Genomic DNA, 17,998 nt, shown 5'->3' on the forward strand with positions numbered 1-17,998 from the left:
AGTAAAAGGAGAGACAAAGATGTTTCAGGCAATTAATGCAAGTGGTTCAGGGCTAACTACAGCGAGAAAATGGATGGAAGTTACTTCTAACAATATCGTAAATGCAAATACGACGGGAGCACCGGGTGCAGAGCCGTATCACCGTCGAAGTGTGGTGTTAGAATCAAACAATAATTTTGCAAGTATGCTAGATGGAGCTCCTACTAACGGAGTGAAAATAAAAAGTATTGAAACGGATCGAAATGAAAATCTTGTGTATGATCCGACGCATCCGCATGCAAATGAAGAAGGATATGTACGTTATCCGAACATTGATGTGACAGCTGAGATGACGAATGTAATGGTTGCTCAAAAAATGTATGAAGCAAATACAAGTGTATTAAATGCGAACAAAAAAATGCTCGATAAAGATTTAGAAATCGGCCGAGGATAAGAGGGAAGAGGGGAAATATGAAAATTCAACCAATGTTAAATACACAGCCATTTGGAGCGATTCAGCCGATTGGCACACAGAAAACTTCAGAAACATCTGTAGTTGAAGGCAAAAAGTTTATTGATTTATTGGAAGATATGAATCAAACGCAAAATAATGCCCAAACAGCAGTATATGATTTACTGACAAAAGGGGTAGGAGAAACGCATGACGTTTTAATTCAGCAGAAGAAAGCTGAATCACAAATGAAAACAGCTGCTCTCGTACGCGATAATCTTATTGAAAATTATAAGTCACTAATTAATATGCAAATTTAGGAAAATGGACGGGTGTATTTAAATGGAAAAGATAAAAAATGTTTTCCAATCGTTGAAAACGTGGCATAAGTTAGTGATTGGTGCTGCGCTTTTAGCGATTGCAACAGGAGCACTTTTATACTTCACCTTGCCAGATAAATATGTTGTTGTATATCAAAATTTAAATGATACAGATAAGCAAGAGATTACAGCAGAATTATCGAAGCTAGGTGTTGATTACCAATTAGCAGCCGATGGTTCGATTCGAGTGCAAAAGAATGATGCTCCATGGGTTCGAAAAGAAATGAATGGAATGGGCTTACCGTTTAATTCAAAAAGCGGTGAGGAAATTTTATTAGAAAGCTCGCTCGGTTCAAGTGAACAAGATAAGAAAATGAAGCAGATTGTCGGTACGAAAAAGCAATTGGAGCAAGATATTGTACGAAATTTTGCGACGATTGAAACGGCAAATGTGCAAATTACATTACCTGAAAAAGAAACAATTTTTGATGAAGAAAAAGCAAAAGGAACAGCGGCGATTACTGTTGGTGTGAAGCGTGGACAATTATTAACAGCTGATCAAGTTGCTGGTATACAGCAAATGATTAGTGCGGCAGTTCCTGGCGTGAAAGCAGAAGAAGTAAGTGTTATTGATAGTAAAAAAGGTATCATCTCAAAAGGAGCAGATGAAGCGCATTCTAACAGCTCCTCTTCTTATGAAAAGGAAGTAGAGATGCAGCATCAAATTGAAGGTAAATTAAAGCAAGATATTGACGCAACGTTAATGACGATGTTTAAATCAAATGAATATAAAGTGAATACGAAAGTGTCTGTAAACTACGATGAAGTTACACGTCAGTCAGAAAAATATGGCGATAAAGGTGTACTTCGCAGTAAACAAGAGCAAGAGGAAAGCTCTACTGCGCAAGAAGGAGCAGATACGAAGCAAGGTGCGGGTATTACAGCGAACGGTGAAGTGCCGAACTACGGTACGAACAATAATCAAAACGGTAAAGTTGTCTACGATAATAAAAATGGTAACAAAATTGAAAACTATGAAATAGATAAAACAGTTGAAACAATTAAGAAACATCCGGAATTAACAAAAACAAATGTTGTTGTATGGGTAGATAACGATACGTTAGTAAAACGAAAAATTGATATGACAACATTTAAAGAAGCGATTGGCACAGCAGCTGGGCTGCAAGCTGATCCGAATGGAAACTTTACAAACGGTCAAGTTAACGTTGTAACTGTTCAGTTCGACCAGCCGAAAGTTGAAAAAGAGAAAGAGCCAGAAAAAAGTGGTATGAACTGGTGGTTATTCGGTGGAATTACAGCTGGCTTGCTAGCACTAATTGGCCTAGTATGGTTCTTCTTAGCAAGACGTAAGAAAAAGAGAGAGGAAGAGGAATATGAAGAATACTTAGCAGAAGAAGAAATTGCTGCAAGTAATGAAAGTATCCTGGAAATTCCTGAAGAAAAAATAGTACCAGAGCCAAAGCCAGAACCGGTAGAACCATCAGAACCTACATTAGATGATCAAGTGCAGGAAGCTACGAAAGAGCATGTAGAAGGTACTGCAAAAGTAATTAAAAAATGGTTAAACGGACAGTAAGGGAGGAAAAACAATGTTAGATGAAATCTCCTCCAAAGAGAAAGCTGCCATCCTCATTCGTACATTAAACGAAGAGGTGGCAGCAAAAGTCATTGAATATATGACGGCTGAGGAAAAAGAAGTGTTACTTCGCGAAATCGCGAAGTTTCGTGTATATAAACCAGAAACGTTAGAAAATGTACTAGGGGAGTTTTTGTACGAACTAAATGTAAAAGAGTTGAATTTAGTAACTCCAGATAAAGAATACATTCGTCGTATATTTAAAAATATGCCAGAAGACGATTTGGAAAAATTATTAGAAGACCTTTGGTACAACAAAGATAATCCATTTGAATTTTTAAATTCACTTACAGATTTAGAGCCACTTCTTACAGTGCTTAATGATGAATCGCCACAAACGATAGCGATTATTGCTTCTTATATTAAGCCGCAACTTGCTTCTCAATTAATTGAGAGATTACCAGATCATAAACGTGTAGAGACGGTAATGGGTATTGCAAAGCTTGAACAAGTAGATGGTGAATTAATTAATCAAATTGGTGAGTTATTAAAAGCAAAATTAAATAATATGGCATTTAGTGCTATTAATAAAACAGATGGATTGAAAACAATAGTGAACATTTTAAATAATGTTTCACGAGGTGTTGAAAAAACAGTCTTTCAAAAGCTGGATGAAGTCGATTATGCGTTATCTGAGAAAATTAAAGAAAATATGTTTGTCTTTGAAGACTTACTTGGTCTTGAGGATCTTGCGCTTCGCCGTGTATTAGAGGAAATTACAGATAACGGTGTTATCGCGAAAGCACTTAAAATTGCAAAAGAAGAAATTAAAGAGAAACTATTTACATGTATGTCTTCAAACCGTAGAGAGATGATTCTTGAAGAGTTAGATGGCTTAGGACCGCTTAAGATGACGGATGCTGAAAAAGCACAACAAACGATTACAGGTACGGTGAAAAAGTTAGAAAAAGAAGGAAGAATTATCGTTCAAAGAGGTGAAGATGATGTCCTTATTTAAAAACAGAATTCCGAAGAATTCTGTTTCTTTTTCTGAAGAAACGTATGAATTACAATTTCCGAAACCAGTATCAGTTCACATTGAAGAAGAGATACAAGTGGATCATGCAGAACTTCTTGCACAGCAAGATGCATTACATATTGAAATGAATCAGCTAAGGCAGCAGCAGCAAATGCTAGAACGAGAGCGTCAGCAGTTGTTGCAAGATAAAGAACAGTTTCAAATGCATATTCATGAACAAATGGAACAGATGGAAGCAGCGCGTATACAGTTTCAAAAAGAACAACAAGAAACAGCATACGAATGGACAGAGTTATTATGGAATCAATCTTTTCAGTTAGCAGAAAAAGTAGTGAATCAAGCGGTAGATTCGCGCTTATTAGACGTTTTGCCGATTTTAACAGGCATCGTGCAAACATTGCCTACTTCATTTGAAAAATTAATTATAACGGTTCATCCAGAAACATTTGAACGTATACAAGAAGAGAAAGAAAATACGAAAGAGTATTGGCTACTACAATTAGTAGAATGGAAGTATGATTTTTCTTTACAGTTTGGCGAATTTGTTCTGGAAGAAGAGAAAGAGTTTTTTGAATTTAAATTTGCACCGATATTTGCGAAACTTCGCCATAAATGGGAAGAAGAGAAGTTGTTTGAGGAGCAAAACATATGAACAACGAGCTAATGAATGAGCATAATAAATGGAATACATTTATTGAAACACCGTTTTATACGAAAGTTGGCAAAGTTCATAGTGTACAAGAGCAGTTTTTTGTAGCGAAAGGTCCAAAAGCGAAGATTGGCGATGTTTGTCTCGTTGGAGAGCATAGCGTCTTATGTGAAGTAATTGCGATTGAAAAAGAAAATAATATGCTACTTCCATTTGGACAGACAGAAAAAGTATGTTACGGAGATGCAGTTACATTAATTGAAGAAGATGTTGTTGTACCTCGTGGTAATCATTTACTTGGGAAAGTGTTAAGTGCGAATGGTGAAGTGTTAAATGAGAACACTGAAAACATTCCACTACAAAAAATAAAATTAGATGCACCGCCGATTCATGCATTTGAGCGTGAAGAAATTACAGATGTATTTGAAACGGGAATTAAATCGATTGATTCCATGTTAACGATTGGGATTGGTCAAAAGATTGGTATTTTCGCAGGATCGGGTGTTGGTAAATCTACCTTGCTTGGAATGATTGCGAAAAACGCAAAAGCTGATATTAACGTTATTAGTTTAGTAGGAGAACGTGGCCGAGAAGTAAAAGACTTTATTCGAAAAGAATTAGGCGAAGAAGGTATGAAAAAAAGTGTCGTTGTTGTAGCGACGTCAGATGAAAGTCATCTTATGCAACTTCGCGCTGCAAAGCTTGCAACATCAATTGCCGAATATTTCCGCGATCAAGGTAATAACGTACTACTTATGATGGATTCTGTTACACGCTTTGCTGACGCACGCCGAAGTGTTGATATTGCAGTAAAGGAATTACCAATCGGTGGTAAAACACTGTTAATGGAAAGTTATATGAAGAAGTTATTAGAGAGGTCAGGAAAAACACAAAAAGGATCCATAACAGGTATTTATACAGTACTCGTTGATGGTGATGATTTAAATGGTCCTGTACCAGATTTAGCTCGTGGTATTTTAGATGGACATATTGTATTAAAACGTGAGCTCGCAACTCTTAGTCATTACCCTGCCATTTCGGTATTAGATTCGGTAAGTAGGATTATGGAAGAAATCGTATCGCCGAATCATTGGCAACTTGCAAATGAAATGAGAAAAATTCTATCTATTTATAAAGAGAATGAATTGTATTTTAAACTTGGAACAATTCAAGAGAATGAAGAAAATGCTTATATTTTTAAATGTAAAAATAAAGTAGAAGCTATAAATACGTTTTTAAAACAAGGTCGAACGGATAGTTTTCAGTTTGAAGATGTTGTCCAAGCGATGCACCATATTGTATAGGACCTCGCCCTTTGAGGTCTTATTTTTTTGATTTTAATATTTCACAGATTTTTTTGTAAAAAAACTATATAATAGAAAAAGGTAACGTTATAATAGGAAGGGGCTATGAAAACGGGTGGATAAGCAGCAGTACGACACGATTAAATTGCAGATTAATCAAGAGAAAGAACATATCTTGAAAGAAGTGTACGAACTAACAGCTGAAAAAAGAAAAATAGAACAAAAAAAAGAATATGATCTATATGTTGTGAAATCACGCAATAAGGTTGTACAAACGGGACAACGTATTATGGCTGGTATGCTTTCATCACATACATTTTCACCTGAAAGAATAGAAGAATGGAATCGAAAAATTAAAAAAACAGAAGGTTTTATTCAAAAAAATGAAAGCTTTTTAGAGCAAATAAAAGAAAAAGAACGTGTCATTGATGAAATGTATGAAGAAGATTGTAAGAAGCTTGCGAAAGTAAAAGAAAAGCTGGAAGAAAAAATGCTTCTTGATTTAAAAATGTGTATGAACGGATGAGGTGGATGTAGTGATACAGTTTGTATTACCGGTGCAGCAAAGTTTACCTCCGCAAAAAGAAAAAGGGCTAGAAGTACAATCGAAAAATGAAAATTCTTCATTCGATAATACAATGAGAATTGAAAATAAAAAACAGCCGAAAACGGAGAAAACGAAACGAGAAGAAGCACCAGAAGAAGAGAAGAAAGAATATATTCTCGCAAAAAAAACGGTAACGAAAGAAGAGCCGATTGTAAAGAAAGAAGAAAAGAAAGAGACAGAACAGTTATTGTTAGCTGTATCTGAGCAGATGGTTGCAATTGAGCAATTGCGTGTGCAGCCAGAATTGTTATATCAATACATACAAAAAATACAGGCGTTATATAAAGAATACGGAAATATTAAACTGAACGAATTGCCCGCAGCTGAATTACAGCAATTACAAGAGCTTTTTTCTAACATGAATATTAAAAATGCCATATGTTTAGAAGACACAATGCAAATGGCGCTAGACAAGGTGACGATGCCAGAGCAGACGTTGCAAGTATTAAAAGTCGTAGAATCAGAAACTTGTAATATTGCAAAGAAACAAGAGGAGTCTAAGGAAGTAGAACTCCCGAAAGCAGAGAGCGATGATGTGAAGGTAGAGTTACCAAAAGTCGATCAGTTAAATGACTCAAGTTCGGCCGGAGCTGAGTTATTAAATAAAGCAACTGGGACTGATCAAATAGGAAAACAAAATAGTGGAGCTGAGAAGGTTACATTACCTGACTTAGGCAAGAAAATGGAAGCACAAGTAGAGGCTCTGCAAAAGTTTGTAGTGAAACAAGAACGTGTCTTATTCCAGCTAAATCCAGAGAAACTTGGTTCATTAACTGTATTTATGAAAAAGCATGGAGATCAAATTGAAGTGCATGTAGAAATGGAAAAACACGATGCGAAAAAGCGTGTTGAAATAATTTTTGACGAATTGAAGCTGAAATTAAAAGAAAAAGAAATTAATATTCAAATAAGTTATTCAGAAAAAGATGAACAACGTAAAGAACAGCGAGAACAAGAGCAAAGACAAAAACAAAAATTAGCAAATACGAAACATGAGAAACAACAGTCAAAAGAATTTGCGGGATTATTGGAGGAATAAAGCGTGCCAACAGTTGGATTAAATACAACGAGTACAAATCATATTCCGTTACAAGCAGGAGCGCAAAAAAGTAATGTACCTGTTAACGGTGTACAATCGCCAGTTCAACAAACAAATGGAGTTTCAGCAGGAGAGCAAAAGACTCCTGGTGTAATGGGGAAAGATGATTTTCTAAAATTATTTTTATCAAGTTTCCAGCACCAAGATCCATTCAATGCGATGGATATGAATCAAATGATGAATCAGACAGCGCAGTTATCTCTTATGGAACAAGTGCAAAATATGACAAAAGCAGTTGATTCTTTAAGAACGACGATGTATTCGACAGCGCTTGATGGCGGAATGAAGTTTTTAGGGAAATACGTAAGAGGGATCGACGGTGACGGTAAAAAAGTAACTGGTCAAGTAGAGACAGTTCGCCTTGCGGAAAATAATGATGTACAGCTCGTTATTGATAATAAGATTGTATCTCTTCGCTTTGTTGAGAGGGTGTCTGATAAACCGATTGGAGAAACGAATCCAGAAGATGCAAAGAAAGACGATCAAAAAGTAACTGAAGAAGTAAAAACTACCAATTCATAAGGAGTGTACATACGTTATGATTAAAGCGTTATATACAAGTATTACAGGAATGAACGCAACACAAAATGCATTAAGTGTAACTTCAAATAATATTGCCAATGCACAAACGGTTGGTTATAAAAAACAAAAAGCAATGTTTGATGATTTACTATATAACAATTCAATTGGTGCAAAAGGTGACGGTAAATACGCAGGAACGAATCCGAAAAGTATCGGTAACGGTGTGAAAATGAGTGGTACGGTTACGGATTATAGTGATGGTACAATTACGTTAACAGGTGGCAAAACACAAGCTGCAATGGAAGGTAATGGTTTCTTCGTTGTAGGTGATTCAAAAGGCGGAAACATGGAATTTACGCGTAAAGGTACGTTTGGAATATCTTCAGATTATTATATTACGAACACAGAAGGTCAATACGTATTCGCATACCCTGCTAATGAGGCGACTGGTGAAGTTGATTTATCTGGTATTCCAGGCCCATTGCAAATTCCAATGGGGACGGCAATTGGTGGTATTCGAACATCGCAAGGGACAATTAAAGGGAATATTCCAACTGGTGAAAAACAAATTACGCAAGACTTACCTGTATACGATAATGCCGGTAATACATGGACAATGCGTGTAGAATTTACACAAACAAGCGAACACAATTATACATATAAAGTACAGATGCGTAATGACTCGAAAAAGGATACAAAGTTTGAGGATGTTCCAGGTGCAGGTGGTAATATGACATTTGATGCTGTTGGAAATCCAACTCCGAAAGAGCAAGGGGCCAATATTCCATTTGATGGTGGCTCTATAAAGTTAGACTTAAGTCATTTAACGAATCATCCAACAGATAAAACATTGTCAGTAACAGATGTAGATGGTAGAGCAGCGGCGACTGTTAAAGATTGCTTTATTGCTGACGGTGGATATGTGATGGTAAAATATTCTGATGGAAGTATGAAATCTGCTGGTCAATTAGCTGTTGCGATGTTCCCGAATGAAGGCGGTTTGATGAAAACTGGAAATGGTAACTATACAGCGACGAATACAACTGGTATTTTAGCGTTAGGTGCATCTGGCCAAAACGGTGCAGGAAAAATACGTGGTGGTGCACAAGAAGGTGCAAACGTAGATTTATCTGTAGAATTCGTTGATTTAATGTTATACCAACGCGGATTCCAAGGAAATGCGAAAGTAATCAAAATTTCAGATGAAGTATTAAATGAAGTTGTGAACTTAATTCGATAATAAATCGTAAAGAAAAATTGTAACGTAGTAGAAAGGGTTTTATATTCGTATGACAAGACAAGAGCGAATTTTACAATTGCCTTTTTTCGAAAATAAACGTGAGCTTGCTGAGCAAGTGTTAAAAATAGAACGAGAAGAGCATATATATTTACCAGATCAATTTGAAATCAAACAAGTGCCTCCATATTCGTTTGGTGAAAAACAAGCAATCATTGGCCGTATACACGAGTTTTATTTCGTAAGTATTGGTAGCGATAGTGTTTGGAAGTATCAACTGTTTAAAGATGAGATGAAGTGCCGTGAGTTTTTCGTTATGTTGCCGGATATTACGGATCAGCAGCTTGCTTTTTGGTTCAATAACATTGAGCTGTTGAAAGGGGCGTAAAAGTTCTTAAAAGCTTTCTTTTAGGTTTTGAGAGAGGGCCCAGCGATGTTTAGTAGCGGTCAGTGCATATGGAGTGTCTCGCATGTTGTAATACCAGAGATATGGAGTGGTTCTAGGTTAGTTGAAGAGGCTAGGAGCCATGAATGAGATTGGTAGGCTCACCGGATTGTAGTAGCGACAGTGCTTATGAGTGGCTCGCATGTTGTAGAGATATGGAGTAGTTCTAAGGTAGTTGGAGAGGCTGTAATCCAAGTGTTTAGGTGATGTCTCTTCACTTTTTGGAGAGAGGATTTCTCCGATTCTAGGAGCAATGATTTGAAATAGAGTTAGATTAATTTAAGATAGTTGTGCTATATTGTACAATTAGACTAAGTTTATATAAAAGGAGAGGTGAGGAGGATGGCGCAGAATAAGTATCGCGTTACATTCATTTCGCCAAGTGAGGTTGAGCAACGTACTGTAATGGCGGCGAGTAGTTTACCTAATTTAATACGTCAAGTAGAGAGTATTATTGCAGATCCGAACGGTTATTTTGTAAATGATAAAAAAAATAATTGCTATTTTAAAGTTATTAAAGAAAATGTTACGTATATTCAATATGAGTTACTATTTTCTGATAAGGAAATTCACATTGAAAAATTAAAGCATATGGCGCCTAGTGTACTGAAGAAATTATTTGAGAAAATAAATGATCCTGAACTATACGCTCTTTCGCTTATCGATGTTGATATAGCGACGAAAGAATATGTGCTAGGAGAAATGGGTCCAGAGCTAAGAATGAGAGTGGAAACAGAGCTTTCAAAAAAATGGGAAGCGATGCCGACAGAAATTGTAGGAGCACAAGAAGTGTTACTAGAGGCACTTGCTTCGTTTATACAAGATTAAGTTTTACCGGTAGTATTTCTACTTTAAAACTGTGAGAATCACTCAACTATCTATATTTTTCATATAGGTAGTTGACTTTTCGGTTTTAATAAAGCTTAATAATTAGATATACGGAATTAATGGAAGGGGAGCGACACCTTTATGTCACAAGCACAAAGTATTTTATTAGAAAGCGGAACAAACGAATTAGAAATCGTAACATACACTGTTGGTGAAAATTTATTTAGTATTAATGTAATGAAAGTGCGTGAAATTATTAATCCATTCCCAGTTACAACTGTGCCAGAATCTCATCATGCAGTTGAAGGTGTTGTTCAAGTACGTGGTGAAATTTTACCTGTTATTAACTTAGCAACGGCTCTTAATTTAAAATCTATAAAACCACTTGATCAAACGAAATTTATCATTTCAGAATTAAACCAAATGAAAGTTATTTTCCGTGTTGATGAAGTGCATCGTATTCAACGTATTTCATGGGAACAAATTGATGAACCAGCTTCATTATCTATGGGACTAGAAGAAACGACATCTGGTATTGTAAAACTAGATGGGAAAATCATTTTACTATTAGATTATGAAAAAATTGTATGTGAAATTAGCGGTACTGGTTATGACAATAAATCACTTGCAGGATTAGAGCAAAAAACAGATCGAGCTGAAAAAGTTATTTATATTGCAGAAGATTCAGCGATGCTTCGTCAAATACTAGAAGAAACATTATCATCAGCTGGATATACGAAAATGAACTTCTTCAGCAATGGTGCAGAAGCATTAGCTCAAATTGAAAAATTAGCAAAAGAGCAAGGTGAAAAAATGTATGAACATATTCACCTGCTTATTACAGATATTGAAATGCCGAAAATGGATGGACACCATTTAACGAAAGTAATTAAAGATAGTGAAGTAATGAATCAATTACCAGTCATTATTTTCTCTTCATTAATTACAAATGAATTATTCCATAAAGGTGAAGCGGTAGGAGCGAATGCTCAAGTAAGTAAGCCAGATATCCAAGAATTAATCGGGCTAGTTGATAAGTTAGTACTATAAAGCTTCTTTTAGTTGGAAGAGAGGAGCCAGCCATGTGTGTAAAGACAGAAAGGTAGAGTGTTTCTGAGATATTTTTGTTTTTCTGTAGCCACCGTGGTAATAATGGTCATTCTTTCGGTTAATTAGTTAGCGTTGTGTAAAACCCTCACCTTTATAGTAAAGGTGAGGGTTTTCTTATATGATGTTCAATTATTTCATCTATAAGATTTCGTGGTGGCGCAAACTTTTTCGGTGAAAATATATTAGGAATACCATATAATATAATTAAGTAGAATTTTTCTGATATAATATTTTGCTTAGCTATTTTTTATTTTTTAATATTTGTTAAAAATCATTTTTTATTTCGATACTTTTTATACCTTTTTATATGTTAATTATTTGACAGATAATTTCGAAATGTTATAATATGGATATGTAAAAATTTCTATTTTCTTAAAGGGCATGGGAGTCATATGAGAATTGTGAAAGGATGAGGGGGAGTGACACATATTATGTATCACCACACAGCAATCAATGTATTAAGTCTTTTACAAAACATGTCAAATAATAAAACGAACGATATGAAATTAGAGGCGGAATTTAAAAAAATAGAGAAACAATTCCAAGTCAGGTATGAAGAGCTAATCGATTTATATAATAGAATGGTATTATTTCAAATAGATATAGAAAAAAATGGCGGTATGCGAGTATATGAAAAATCAGCGATTACTTGGTTGAAGTCTGAACTAGAACTATTGTATGAAGTGTATCAATTTTGTCAACGTCACGGCTTAAACATCGCAAATATTTCAAAATATGTTAGTAAAAATGAACTGAATCTTTTCCGAAAAACGGAAAGTCAATTGCAAAACACGTATTATAAATTAAAAAAACAAGAAATCCCGTTTGAAAATATTGAAAAACAAAAGCCGGGGCGAAAACGTAAGTATACACTTGTAAAAGAGACAATTGTTGAGACAAAACAAGAAAGCAAGCAGGAAGTAAATGAAGACGTTCGAAATGAAGAAGATGAAAAAAGCCTCGTAACAGTTATGTCTGGCATCGTGGATAACTTTGAAACAATTAGTCAATGTAGTGAAAAGAGAGAACACGAATTGCATCAGTTCATGGAGGGAATCTATAAGCTTTCTAGTATGGCGGCAGAGCGTTCAAAAGATGAAAAGAATGCACGTGGTCTTGAAGGCGAATTACATTCATTACGAGCTGAAAATGAAAGATTAAAACGAGAGAAGGAAGAACTCGTTCATGATATTAAAGAGATGACGCATCATTTAATTCATTTTATTACGAGCTCTGATATCGATCAAATTCGTACATTGCCTTACTTCGTAAAAGAATGCAAACAAGATCTACATAAGCTAGGGTTATATAACGCTCAAGACGGAAAAATGAAAATTATGGTTGACCGTAGTGGACAAGTTATGACCGTAACACAATAAAAAAATTGGGTACAAAATAAAAGGGAGATACATAGTGTATATGTATTTCCCTTTTGTTTTGTATGGAATTGTTTCGGACAGAGGAAAAGTTACAATTAATTTTAGTAAATCAAAAATTTTTACAAAAGGAAGGAGCTAGGTCTTACTTTGTAGTATTGTCATCAGAAAAATACTGGGAATATGCGTATTGTCACTGTGAAAGGACTTAATACATAATGATTTTAAAGATAAACCGACTCTTCCTCAATATTTAACTGATTTAATTGAGGTGAATAGGTTGTATAATCGTACAGTTGTTATTACATTTCATCAACAAACTTTTAATACGGAGAATTGAAGAGTAAAGTAGGATTCCAAAGCATAGCCAAAAAGGTGGCTGTTATAAGTTATTTGCCTACCAAGATAATTAATATTTGTTTAAAATATAAGATTACTATTTTATTATACCGAGTAATTATTCAAATTATATAATAATTACTTGCTACATAATTAACATGGTTATCTTACAAAAATGTAAGGTTTTTTTAATTGGCACTCGTACATATGAGTAACCATACTGGTTACACGACGTTGGTGAATATATTTAATAGTTTCTATCTATAAGTGTATGTCTCAGGATTCTTTTCGGAATAATAGTTCGTTTTGTATTTGATATCTTTAATATAGGGATAATGCGGATTTAATCTATTCTTTATTCTAGGTCGTATTATTTAAAGATTAACTATAAATGATATATTTACCAACTTGTAATAATTTTTTAGAGGTGCTAAATTTTGAAGAAAAAATTAATTGCTACAGGAATTCTTGCTGGAAGTCTACTATCCTACTCATCTAGTGCATTTGCAAATACTCATAAATTCTCAGATGTTCCTGCATGGGCTGACAAATCCGTTAATTATTTAGTTGATAAAAAAGTATTGAGTGGTTATCCAGATGGAACTTTTGGTTCAAGTGATACATTAGATAGGGCTTCTGCGGCAACAATTATGACAAAGGCCCTTGGTATACATATTGACTTAAATGCAAAACCATCTTTTACAGATTCACAAAACCACTGGGGAACGCCGTATATTGCTGCTGCTGAAAAAGCAGGAATAATTAAAGGTGAAGGAAATGGAATATTTAATCCTTCTGGAAAAGTTACTCGTGCTGCAATGGCAACAATGTTAGTAAATGCATATAAGCTACAAGATAGAACAAATAGTAATGGGCAAAGTAAATTTGATGATTTAAAAGGACATTGGGGTGAAAAATTTGCCAATATTTTAATTGATTTAAAGATTTCTGTTGGTACTGATAATGGTTGGCAACCAAATAAATTCATAACACGTGCAGAAGCCGCACAACTTACTGCCAAAACAGATACCCTTCAATACAGTCCGAAAAACCCTTTAGAAAGTAAAACAATCATTATTGATCCTGGACATGGTGGTGCAGATCCCGGAAAGTCCACAAAAGGATTGCCTGAAAGTAAAATCGTATTAGACACTTCCTTACGCCTACAACAATTGCTCGAAAAACATACACCATTTACAGTTTTACTAACTCGTGAATCTGATACTAGACCTGGACATGACCAAAAAAGCTCTTTACAGGAACGTGTTAAATTTGCTAAGCAAAATGAGGGGATATCTTTATAAGCATTCATGCAAATGCTTTTAATGGTAATGCAAAAGGGACAGAAACATACTACTATAAATCTTCTGAATCCGAAAAAACAAATCCTCATGTGGAAGAAAGTCGTGTGTTAGCGGAAAAAATTCAAACACGTTTAGTAGAGGCTCTTCAAACACGTGATAGAGGCGTTAAACATGGAGATCTTCATGTTATAAGAGAAAACGACATGCCAGCTGTGTTAACGGAACTGGCTTTTATAGATAATGGTATCGATTACAGTAAACTATCTACGGCAAACGGCAGACAGATTGCAGCAGAAGCCATTTATGAAGGGGTTTTAGATTATTATGAATGGAAAGGAAATAATGTATCTGAATATAGATTGTAATAGGTAAAAGAAAGTTTAGTAATTCTAGGAATATGAAATTTATAAATTGCTAAAGTATAGTTTTGTTATTTGAAATGTGTTTTAGTTTTATAGTGTATACTAGCACCGACTTATTAAGGATTATAAATAAGTCGGTGTTTAAGTTAGCGTACTTAATGAATACTATAGAAGTTATGAAGAAAAAAAGATAAATAGATAGGGGCATACACCTACATTCATTATTTTTACGTGAAATTTTAATTTAAAAATAGTTAAGTTATATGATTCAGATGGGCAGTATACAATTAGTTCAAAGAAAACATTCTTTGAACTAATTAGCTATTAAATAAACTTGTTACATAAATAGTTCGTATAACAATAATTGATAGTGTTAAGGACATAGCTGTTCATATTTTTTTGTAATTCCTGTTATGGAATTGTTAAATATTTGCAGGTGTAATGTAAGGCTGCTTTATTTTGAAAGAAATCTTTTGAAATGGTCATAATATGAATAATAATTAGAAACAAATTTTTAAAAAATGATGAAAGACTTAAGAAGGTGAATATATTGCTTAAACATTCACATTTGCAATTTATCTTATTAACAATAGCTCTAATATTCTATATAAGCTTTTGTTTTATATTTTTATTTGTTTTTCCGAATCATTATTTTGTATCAGATTTTAATATCCGACTATCATCCTTAGTTGTTGAAACTACTGTATTTATCTCATTACTTTATTCTATATTATCCGGAAAAATTAAGTTAGGAGTATTCTGGGTTTGCATTACTATTGCAATAGGGTGTTTCTTGATCGGGAATTTTATATCCGCTTTTCAAGTACTTAATGTAGAATTACCGATACAAAATTTTAATATCTCTGATGTGTTTTTGTTGTTTTTCTTATTCTTCTTTCTCTTTGCATTCTTTTATAAAATCATTATGGAATGTAACAAGTGGGAAAAAGCGTATTTAATTTGTGATTTATGTATTGTTGTTACTGCTATTTTTACATTAGAGTGGTACCTGTTTAATAAACCTTCTGCAAATATCTTATTCTTATCAATTGGAGATGTTTTTCTCTCATTTATTTTTCCGATTATAGATTTATTACTTCTTTTATTAGGAGTTAGTCTAATCTTTCGACCAGCTATTTTTAATGCGAAAAGTAAATTATTTATTTTTATTCTCGTATTAACTGGATTGGCTATTACGGACTACTTGTATTTTTACTTACAAGATGATTTGTCAGATCGTTCACTTATATTATTAAGGTGTTTGTATAGAGTTTTCCTATTATTAATTGCTATTGCTGCTTCGATCTCAAAGAATGCATCTTCTAGAAGGAATTATTTCATTATCGATCCCACATTTGGGAAGAAACTTCTTGTTATATTTCCTTATCTTGCAGTTGCGGTATTAATTGGCTTTACTTTAAAAGAGCAAACTGCCTCGGCTACACTTATTACTGGGAATTGTATTGCATTTGTATTTGTGCTGATTCGTCATACTATCGTACGAATGCAAAACAGAGATTTAACCGAAATGTTAAAAGTGTTTAATAATCAATTAGAACAAAAAGTATCTCAAAGAACAGAAGATTTAATAAACAAATCCAATGACTTGGTCAAAAATCAAGAGAGATTTAAGTCATTATATGAGTATCATCCAGATCCTATTTTAACGATTAATTCAAATGGTACTGTGTTAAATATAAACCAGGCTGGAAGTATGTTATTAGGAAAAAACAGTGATGAATTAATAGGTAAAGAGTGCTTCTCGATTTTTTTAGACGAAGATAGATCTGAATTGGAAGCAGCTCTACAGGAAGGGAAACGATGCAGTTCGGCTTCGTTACAATTACGTGTGAAAAATAATAATGAGAAGGACATTCATTTTTGGTACGTCACCATTGTTCCTATTATGATAGAAGGACAAACTTTTGGGAGTTATGTAATGGTAAAAGACATTACGAGAATGAAGAAACAACAAGATGAGATAAACTATCTAGCATTCCATGATACAGTGACGGAGATTGGAAATCGAATATTCTTCCAAAAAGAATTAGAAAAATCCATTGAGCGTGCACGAAAAACGCAGGGTGAATTTGGACTCTTGTATATAGATTTAAATCGTTTTAAAACCATTAACGATACACTGGGACATTCAATTGGTGACAGTGTTTTAAAAGAAGTTGCTAAACGTTTTAGGACATGTCTGTCACCGGCTATTCCTCTAGCGAGAATAGGGGGAGATGAGTTTGCGATCATAGTCCATAACCACACAGAGCAACAGCTATTGGATTTGTGTGAAACTCTATTTCGTATAACTGAAGAACCATTTGTAGTTAATCAACATAGTTTTTATTTATCTCTTAGTATAGGAATAGCGGTGTATCCGTTTGGAGGAATAAATACTACTACACTTTTAAAACATGCTGATATTGCTATGTATAGTGCAAAGGAAAAAGGTAATAATGCTGTTTGCATGTATGACGAGACATTATCAAAAAAAATAACAAGACGATTACGATTAGAACAGGATTTACCGAAGGCATTAGAAAATAATGAGTTGTTTTTATTATATCAACCACAAGTTGACAGTAAGACTGGTATGGTTATTGGTGCAGAGGCTTTAATTCGTTGGCAACATCCAGAACTGGGACTTATTTCTCCTTTTGAATTTATACCTATCGCGGAAGAAACGTCGCAAATTATTCCAATTGGGAAATGGACGTTACAGGAAGCGTGTCGACAACTGAAAAAGTGGCATTCTGCAGGCTATGCAAATCTAAAAATGGGGATAAATTTATCAGCTATAGAGTTTGAACAGAAGGACTTTGTTCAAACAATCATATCTACTATAGAAGAAGTAGGGGTACCTGCTAGTTCGATCGATTTAGAATTAACTGAGCGGATAGCAATGGTAGATGAAAAAGAAACCTTATCGAAGTTAAAAGTATTAAAATCATATGGTGTACATTTATCAATTGACGATTTTGGTACAGGGTATTCTTCATTAGCATATCTCCCTTTGTATCCAATTGATACCTTGAAAATTCCAAGAGAATTTGTTAATAGGATCGGAAATTCTACTGATGGAAATGAAATTATTCATACCATTATTTCACTAGCGCATACTTTAAACATGAAAGTGATCGCAGAAGGGGTGGAAACGAAGGAACAATTAACAGTGTTACAACGTAATGCATGTTATCTAATTCAGGGCTATTACTACAGTAAACCTGTAAGTGAAGATGAATTCATCAAGTTTTTAAGCACAATGTCGCGTCACCTTTTCTAAGGAAACCACAATCTAGATTTGTTTTTTTTGAAATTATAACAAATAGAGGACAGCAAAGTAACTGTCAAAATGTTTTAGCATTTAATTTGGCTTAATAGGAAATTCTAATGAGCAAAGACCTTATCTGATTTTAGTTTTAGAAAG

General features: G+C 34.3%; 15 protein-coding genes and 2 pseudogenes. All 17 read left to right on the forward strand.

The genetic code is table 11. The annotated features are described in order from the left end of the window. The first annotated feature begins 19 nt into the window (after window positions 1-19). Complete coding sequence (gene flgC / locus NSQ08_RS06910) at window positions 20-433, forward strand: flagellar basal body rod protein FlgC (protein ID WP_016094399.1); 414 nt, start codon at window positions 20-22, stop codon at window positions 431-433. Between the two features lie 17 nt (window positions 434-450). Next, a complete protein-coding gene (fliE, locus tag NSQ08_RS06915; RefSeq protein WP_002064631.1) occupies window positions 451-750 on the forward strand; it encodes a flagellar hook-basal body complex protein FliE in 300 nt (99 codons plus the stop codon). 22 nt (window positions 751-772) lie between these two features. Further along, the gene (gene fliF, locus NSQ08_RS06920) at window positions 773-2,347 is read left to right on the forward strand and encodes a flagellar basal-body MS-ring/collar protein FliF (protein ID WP_340772854.1); all 1,575 of its coding nucleotides are present in this window, start codon (window positions 773-775) and stop codon (window positions 2,345-2,347) included. 13 nt (window positions 2,348-2,360) lie between these two features. After that, window positions 2,361-3,365: a flagellar motor switch protein FliG gene (locus tag NSQ08_RS06925; protein ID WP_085310193.1), complete on the forward strand. Its 1,005-nt coding sequence runs from the start codon at window positions 2,361-2,363 to the stop codon at window positions 3,363-3,365. Then, window positions 3,352-4,038, forward strand: a complete 687-nt coding sequence (locus tag NSQ08_RS06930) for a FliH/SctL family protein (protein ID WP_340772858.1) — start codon at window positions 3,352-3,354, stop codon at window positions 4,036-4,038. Before NSQ08_RS06925 ends, NSQ08_RS06930 begins: the two co-directional genes overlap by 14 nt. Further along, entirely contained in the window at window positions 4,035-5,339 is a 1,305-nt protein-coding gene (fliI, locus tag NSQ08_RS06935) for a flagellar protein export ATPase FliI (RefSeq protein ID WP_016094396.1), read from the forward strand. The genes NSQ08_RS06930 and fliI overlap by 4 nt, the downstream gene beginning before the upstream one ends. Window positions 5,340-5,454: 115 nt before the next feature. Continuing rightward, window positions 5,455-5,865, forward strand: coding sequence for a hypothetical protein (locus tag NSQ08_RS06940; RefSeq protein ID WP_002012036.1), 411 nt, complete (start codon window positions 5,455-5,457; stop codon window positions 5,863-5,865). 10 nt (window positions 5,866-5,875) lie between these two features. Continuing rightward, complete coding sequence (locus tag NSQ08_RS06945) at window positions 5,876-6,985, forward strand: flagellar hook-length control protein FliK (RefSeq protein ID WP_002126592.1); 1,110 nt, start codon at window positions 5,876-5,878, stop codon at window positions 6,983-6,985. Window positions 6,986-6,988: 3 nt separating this feature from the next. Then, window positions 6,989-7,567, forward strand: coding sequence for a flagellar hook assembly protein FlgD (locus NSQ08_RS06950; protein ID WP_002012033.1), 579 nt, complete (start codon window positions 6,989-6,991; stop codon window positions 7,565-7,567). 16 nt (window positions 7,568-7,583) lie between these two features. Then, the gene (locus NSQ08_RS06955) at window positions 7,584-8,807 is read left to right on the forward strand and encodes a flagellar hook protein FlgE (RefSeq protein ID WP_002086478.1); all 1,224 of its coding nucleotides are present in this window, start codon (window positions 7,584-7,586) and stop codon (window positions 8,805-8,807) included. A gap of 49 nt (window positions 8,808-8,856) precedes the next feature. After that, window positions 8,857-9,192 carry a DUF3964 family protein gene (locus NSQ08_RS06960; protein WP_060748975.1) on the forward strand — a complete coding sequence of 112 codons (336 nt, stop codon included), beginning with the start codon at window positions 8,857-8,859 and terminating at the stop codon, window positions 9,190-9,192. Between the two features lie 399 nt (window positions 9,193-9,591). Then, window positions 9,592-10,077: a hypothetical protein gene (locus NSQ08_RS06965; RefSeq protein WP_012260675.1), complete on the forward strand. Its 486-nt coding sequence runs from the start codon at window positions 9,592-9,594 to the stop codon at window positions 10,075-10,077. A 141-nt stretch (window positions 10,078-10,218) separates the two neighbouring features. After that, a complete protein-coding gene (locus NSQ08_RS06970; protein WP_002030950.1) occupies window positions 10,219-11,127 on the forward strand; it encodes a chemotaxis protein in 909 nt (302 codons plus the stop codon). Between the two features lie 491 nt (window positions 11,128-11,618). Then, entirely contained in the window at window positions 11,619-12,566 is a 948-nt protein-coding gene (locus NSQ08_RS06975) for a DNA-binding domain-containing protein (RefSeq protein ID WP_340780053.1), read from the forward strand. An 83-nt stretch (window positions 12,567-12,649) separates the two neighbouring features. Beyond that, window positions 12,650-12,891: pseudogene (locus tag NSQ08_RS06980) on the forward strand (Ger(x)C family spore germination protein); the annotation flags it as partial. Window positions 12,892-13,339: 448 nt separating this feature from the next. Beyond that, window positions 13,340-14,571, forward strand: a pseudogene (locus NSQ08_RS06985) (N-acetylmuramoyl-L-alanine amidase). A 547-nt stretch (window positions 14,572-15,118) separates the two neighbouring features. Further along, window positions 15,119-17,854: a sensor domain-containing protein gene (locus NSQ08_RS06990; protein WP_340772877.1), complete on the forward strand. Its 2,736-nt coding sequence runs from the start codon at window positions 15,119-15,121 to the stop codon at window positions 17,852-17,854. Window positions 17,855-17,998: the final 144 nt, after the last annotated feature.

The organism is Bacillus sp. FSL E2-8887, from assembly GCF_038007205.1.
GTDB classification, from domain to species: domain Bacteria; phylum Bacillota; class Bacilli; order Bacillales; family Bacillaceae_G; genus Bacillus_A; species Bacillus_A mycoides.

Bases quoted from the DNA above. Each gene is read 5' to 3' on its own strand.
- fliF (WP_340772854.1), top strand. From the start codon at position 773: ATGGAAAAGATAAAAAATGTTTTCCAATCGTTGAAAACGTGGCATAAG.
- NSQ08_RS06970 (WP_002030950.1), top strand. From the start codon at position 10,219: ATGTCACAAGCACAAAGTATTTTATTAGAAAGCGGAACAAACGAATTA.
- NSQ08_RS06930 (WP_340772858.1), top strand. From the start codon at position 3,352: ATGTCCTTATTTAAAAACAGAATTCCGAAGAATTCTGTTTCTTTTTCT.
- fliI (WP_016094396.1), top strand. From the start codon at position 4,035: ATGAACAACGAGCTAATGAATGAGCATAATAAATGGAATACATTTATT.
- NSQ08_RS06960 (WP_060748975.1), top strand. From the start codon at position 8,857: ATGACAAGACAAGAGCGAATTTTACAATTGCCTTTTTTCGAAAATAAA.
- NSQ08_RS06925 (WP_085310193.1), top strand. From the start codon at position 2,361: ATGTTAGATGAAATCTCCTCCAAAGAGAAAGCTGCCATCCTCATTCGT.
- fliE (WP_002064631.1), top strand. From the start codon at position 451: ATGAAAATTCAACCAATGTTAAATACACAGCCATTTGGAGCGATTCAG.
- NSQ08_RS06975 (WP_340780053.1), top strand. From the start codon at position 11,619: ATGTATCACCACACAGCAATCAATGTATTAAGTCTTTTACAAAACATG.
- flgC (WP_016094399.1), top strand. From the start codon at position 20: ATGTTTCAGGCAATTAATGCAAGTGGTTCAGGGCTAACTACAGCGAGA.
- NSQ08_RS06955 (WP_002086478.1), top strand. From the start codon at position 7,584: ATGATTAAAGCGTTATATACAAGTATTACAGGAATGAACGCAACACAA.
- NSQ08_RS06965 (WP_012260675.1), top strand. From the start codon at position 9,592: ATGGCGCAGAATAAGTATCGCGTTACATTCATTTCGCCAAGTGAGGTT.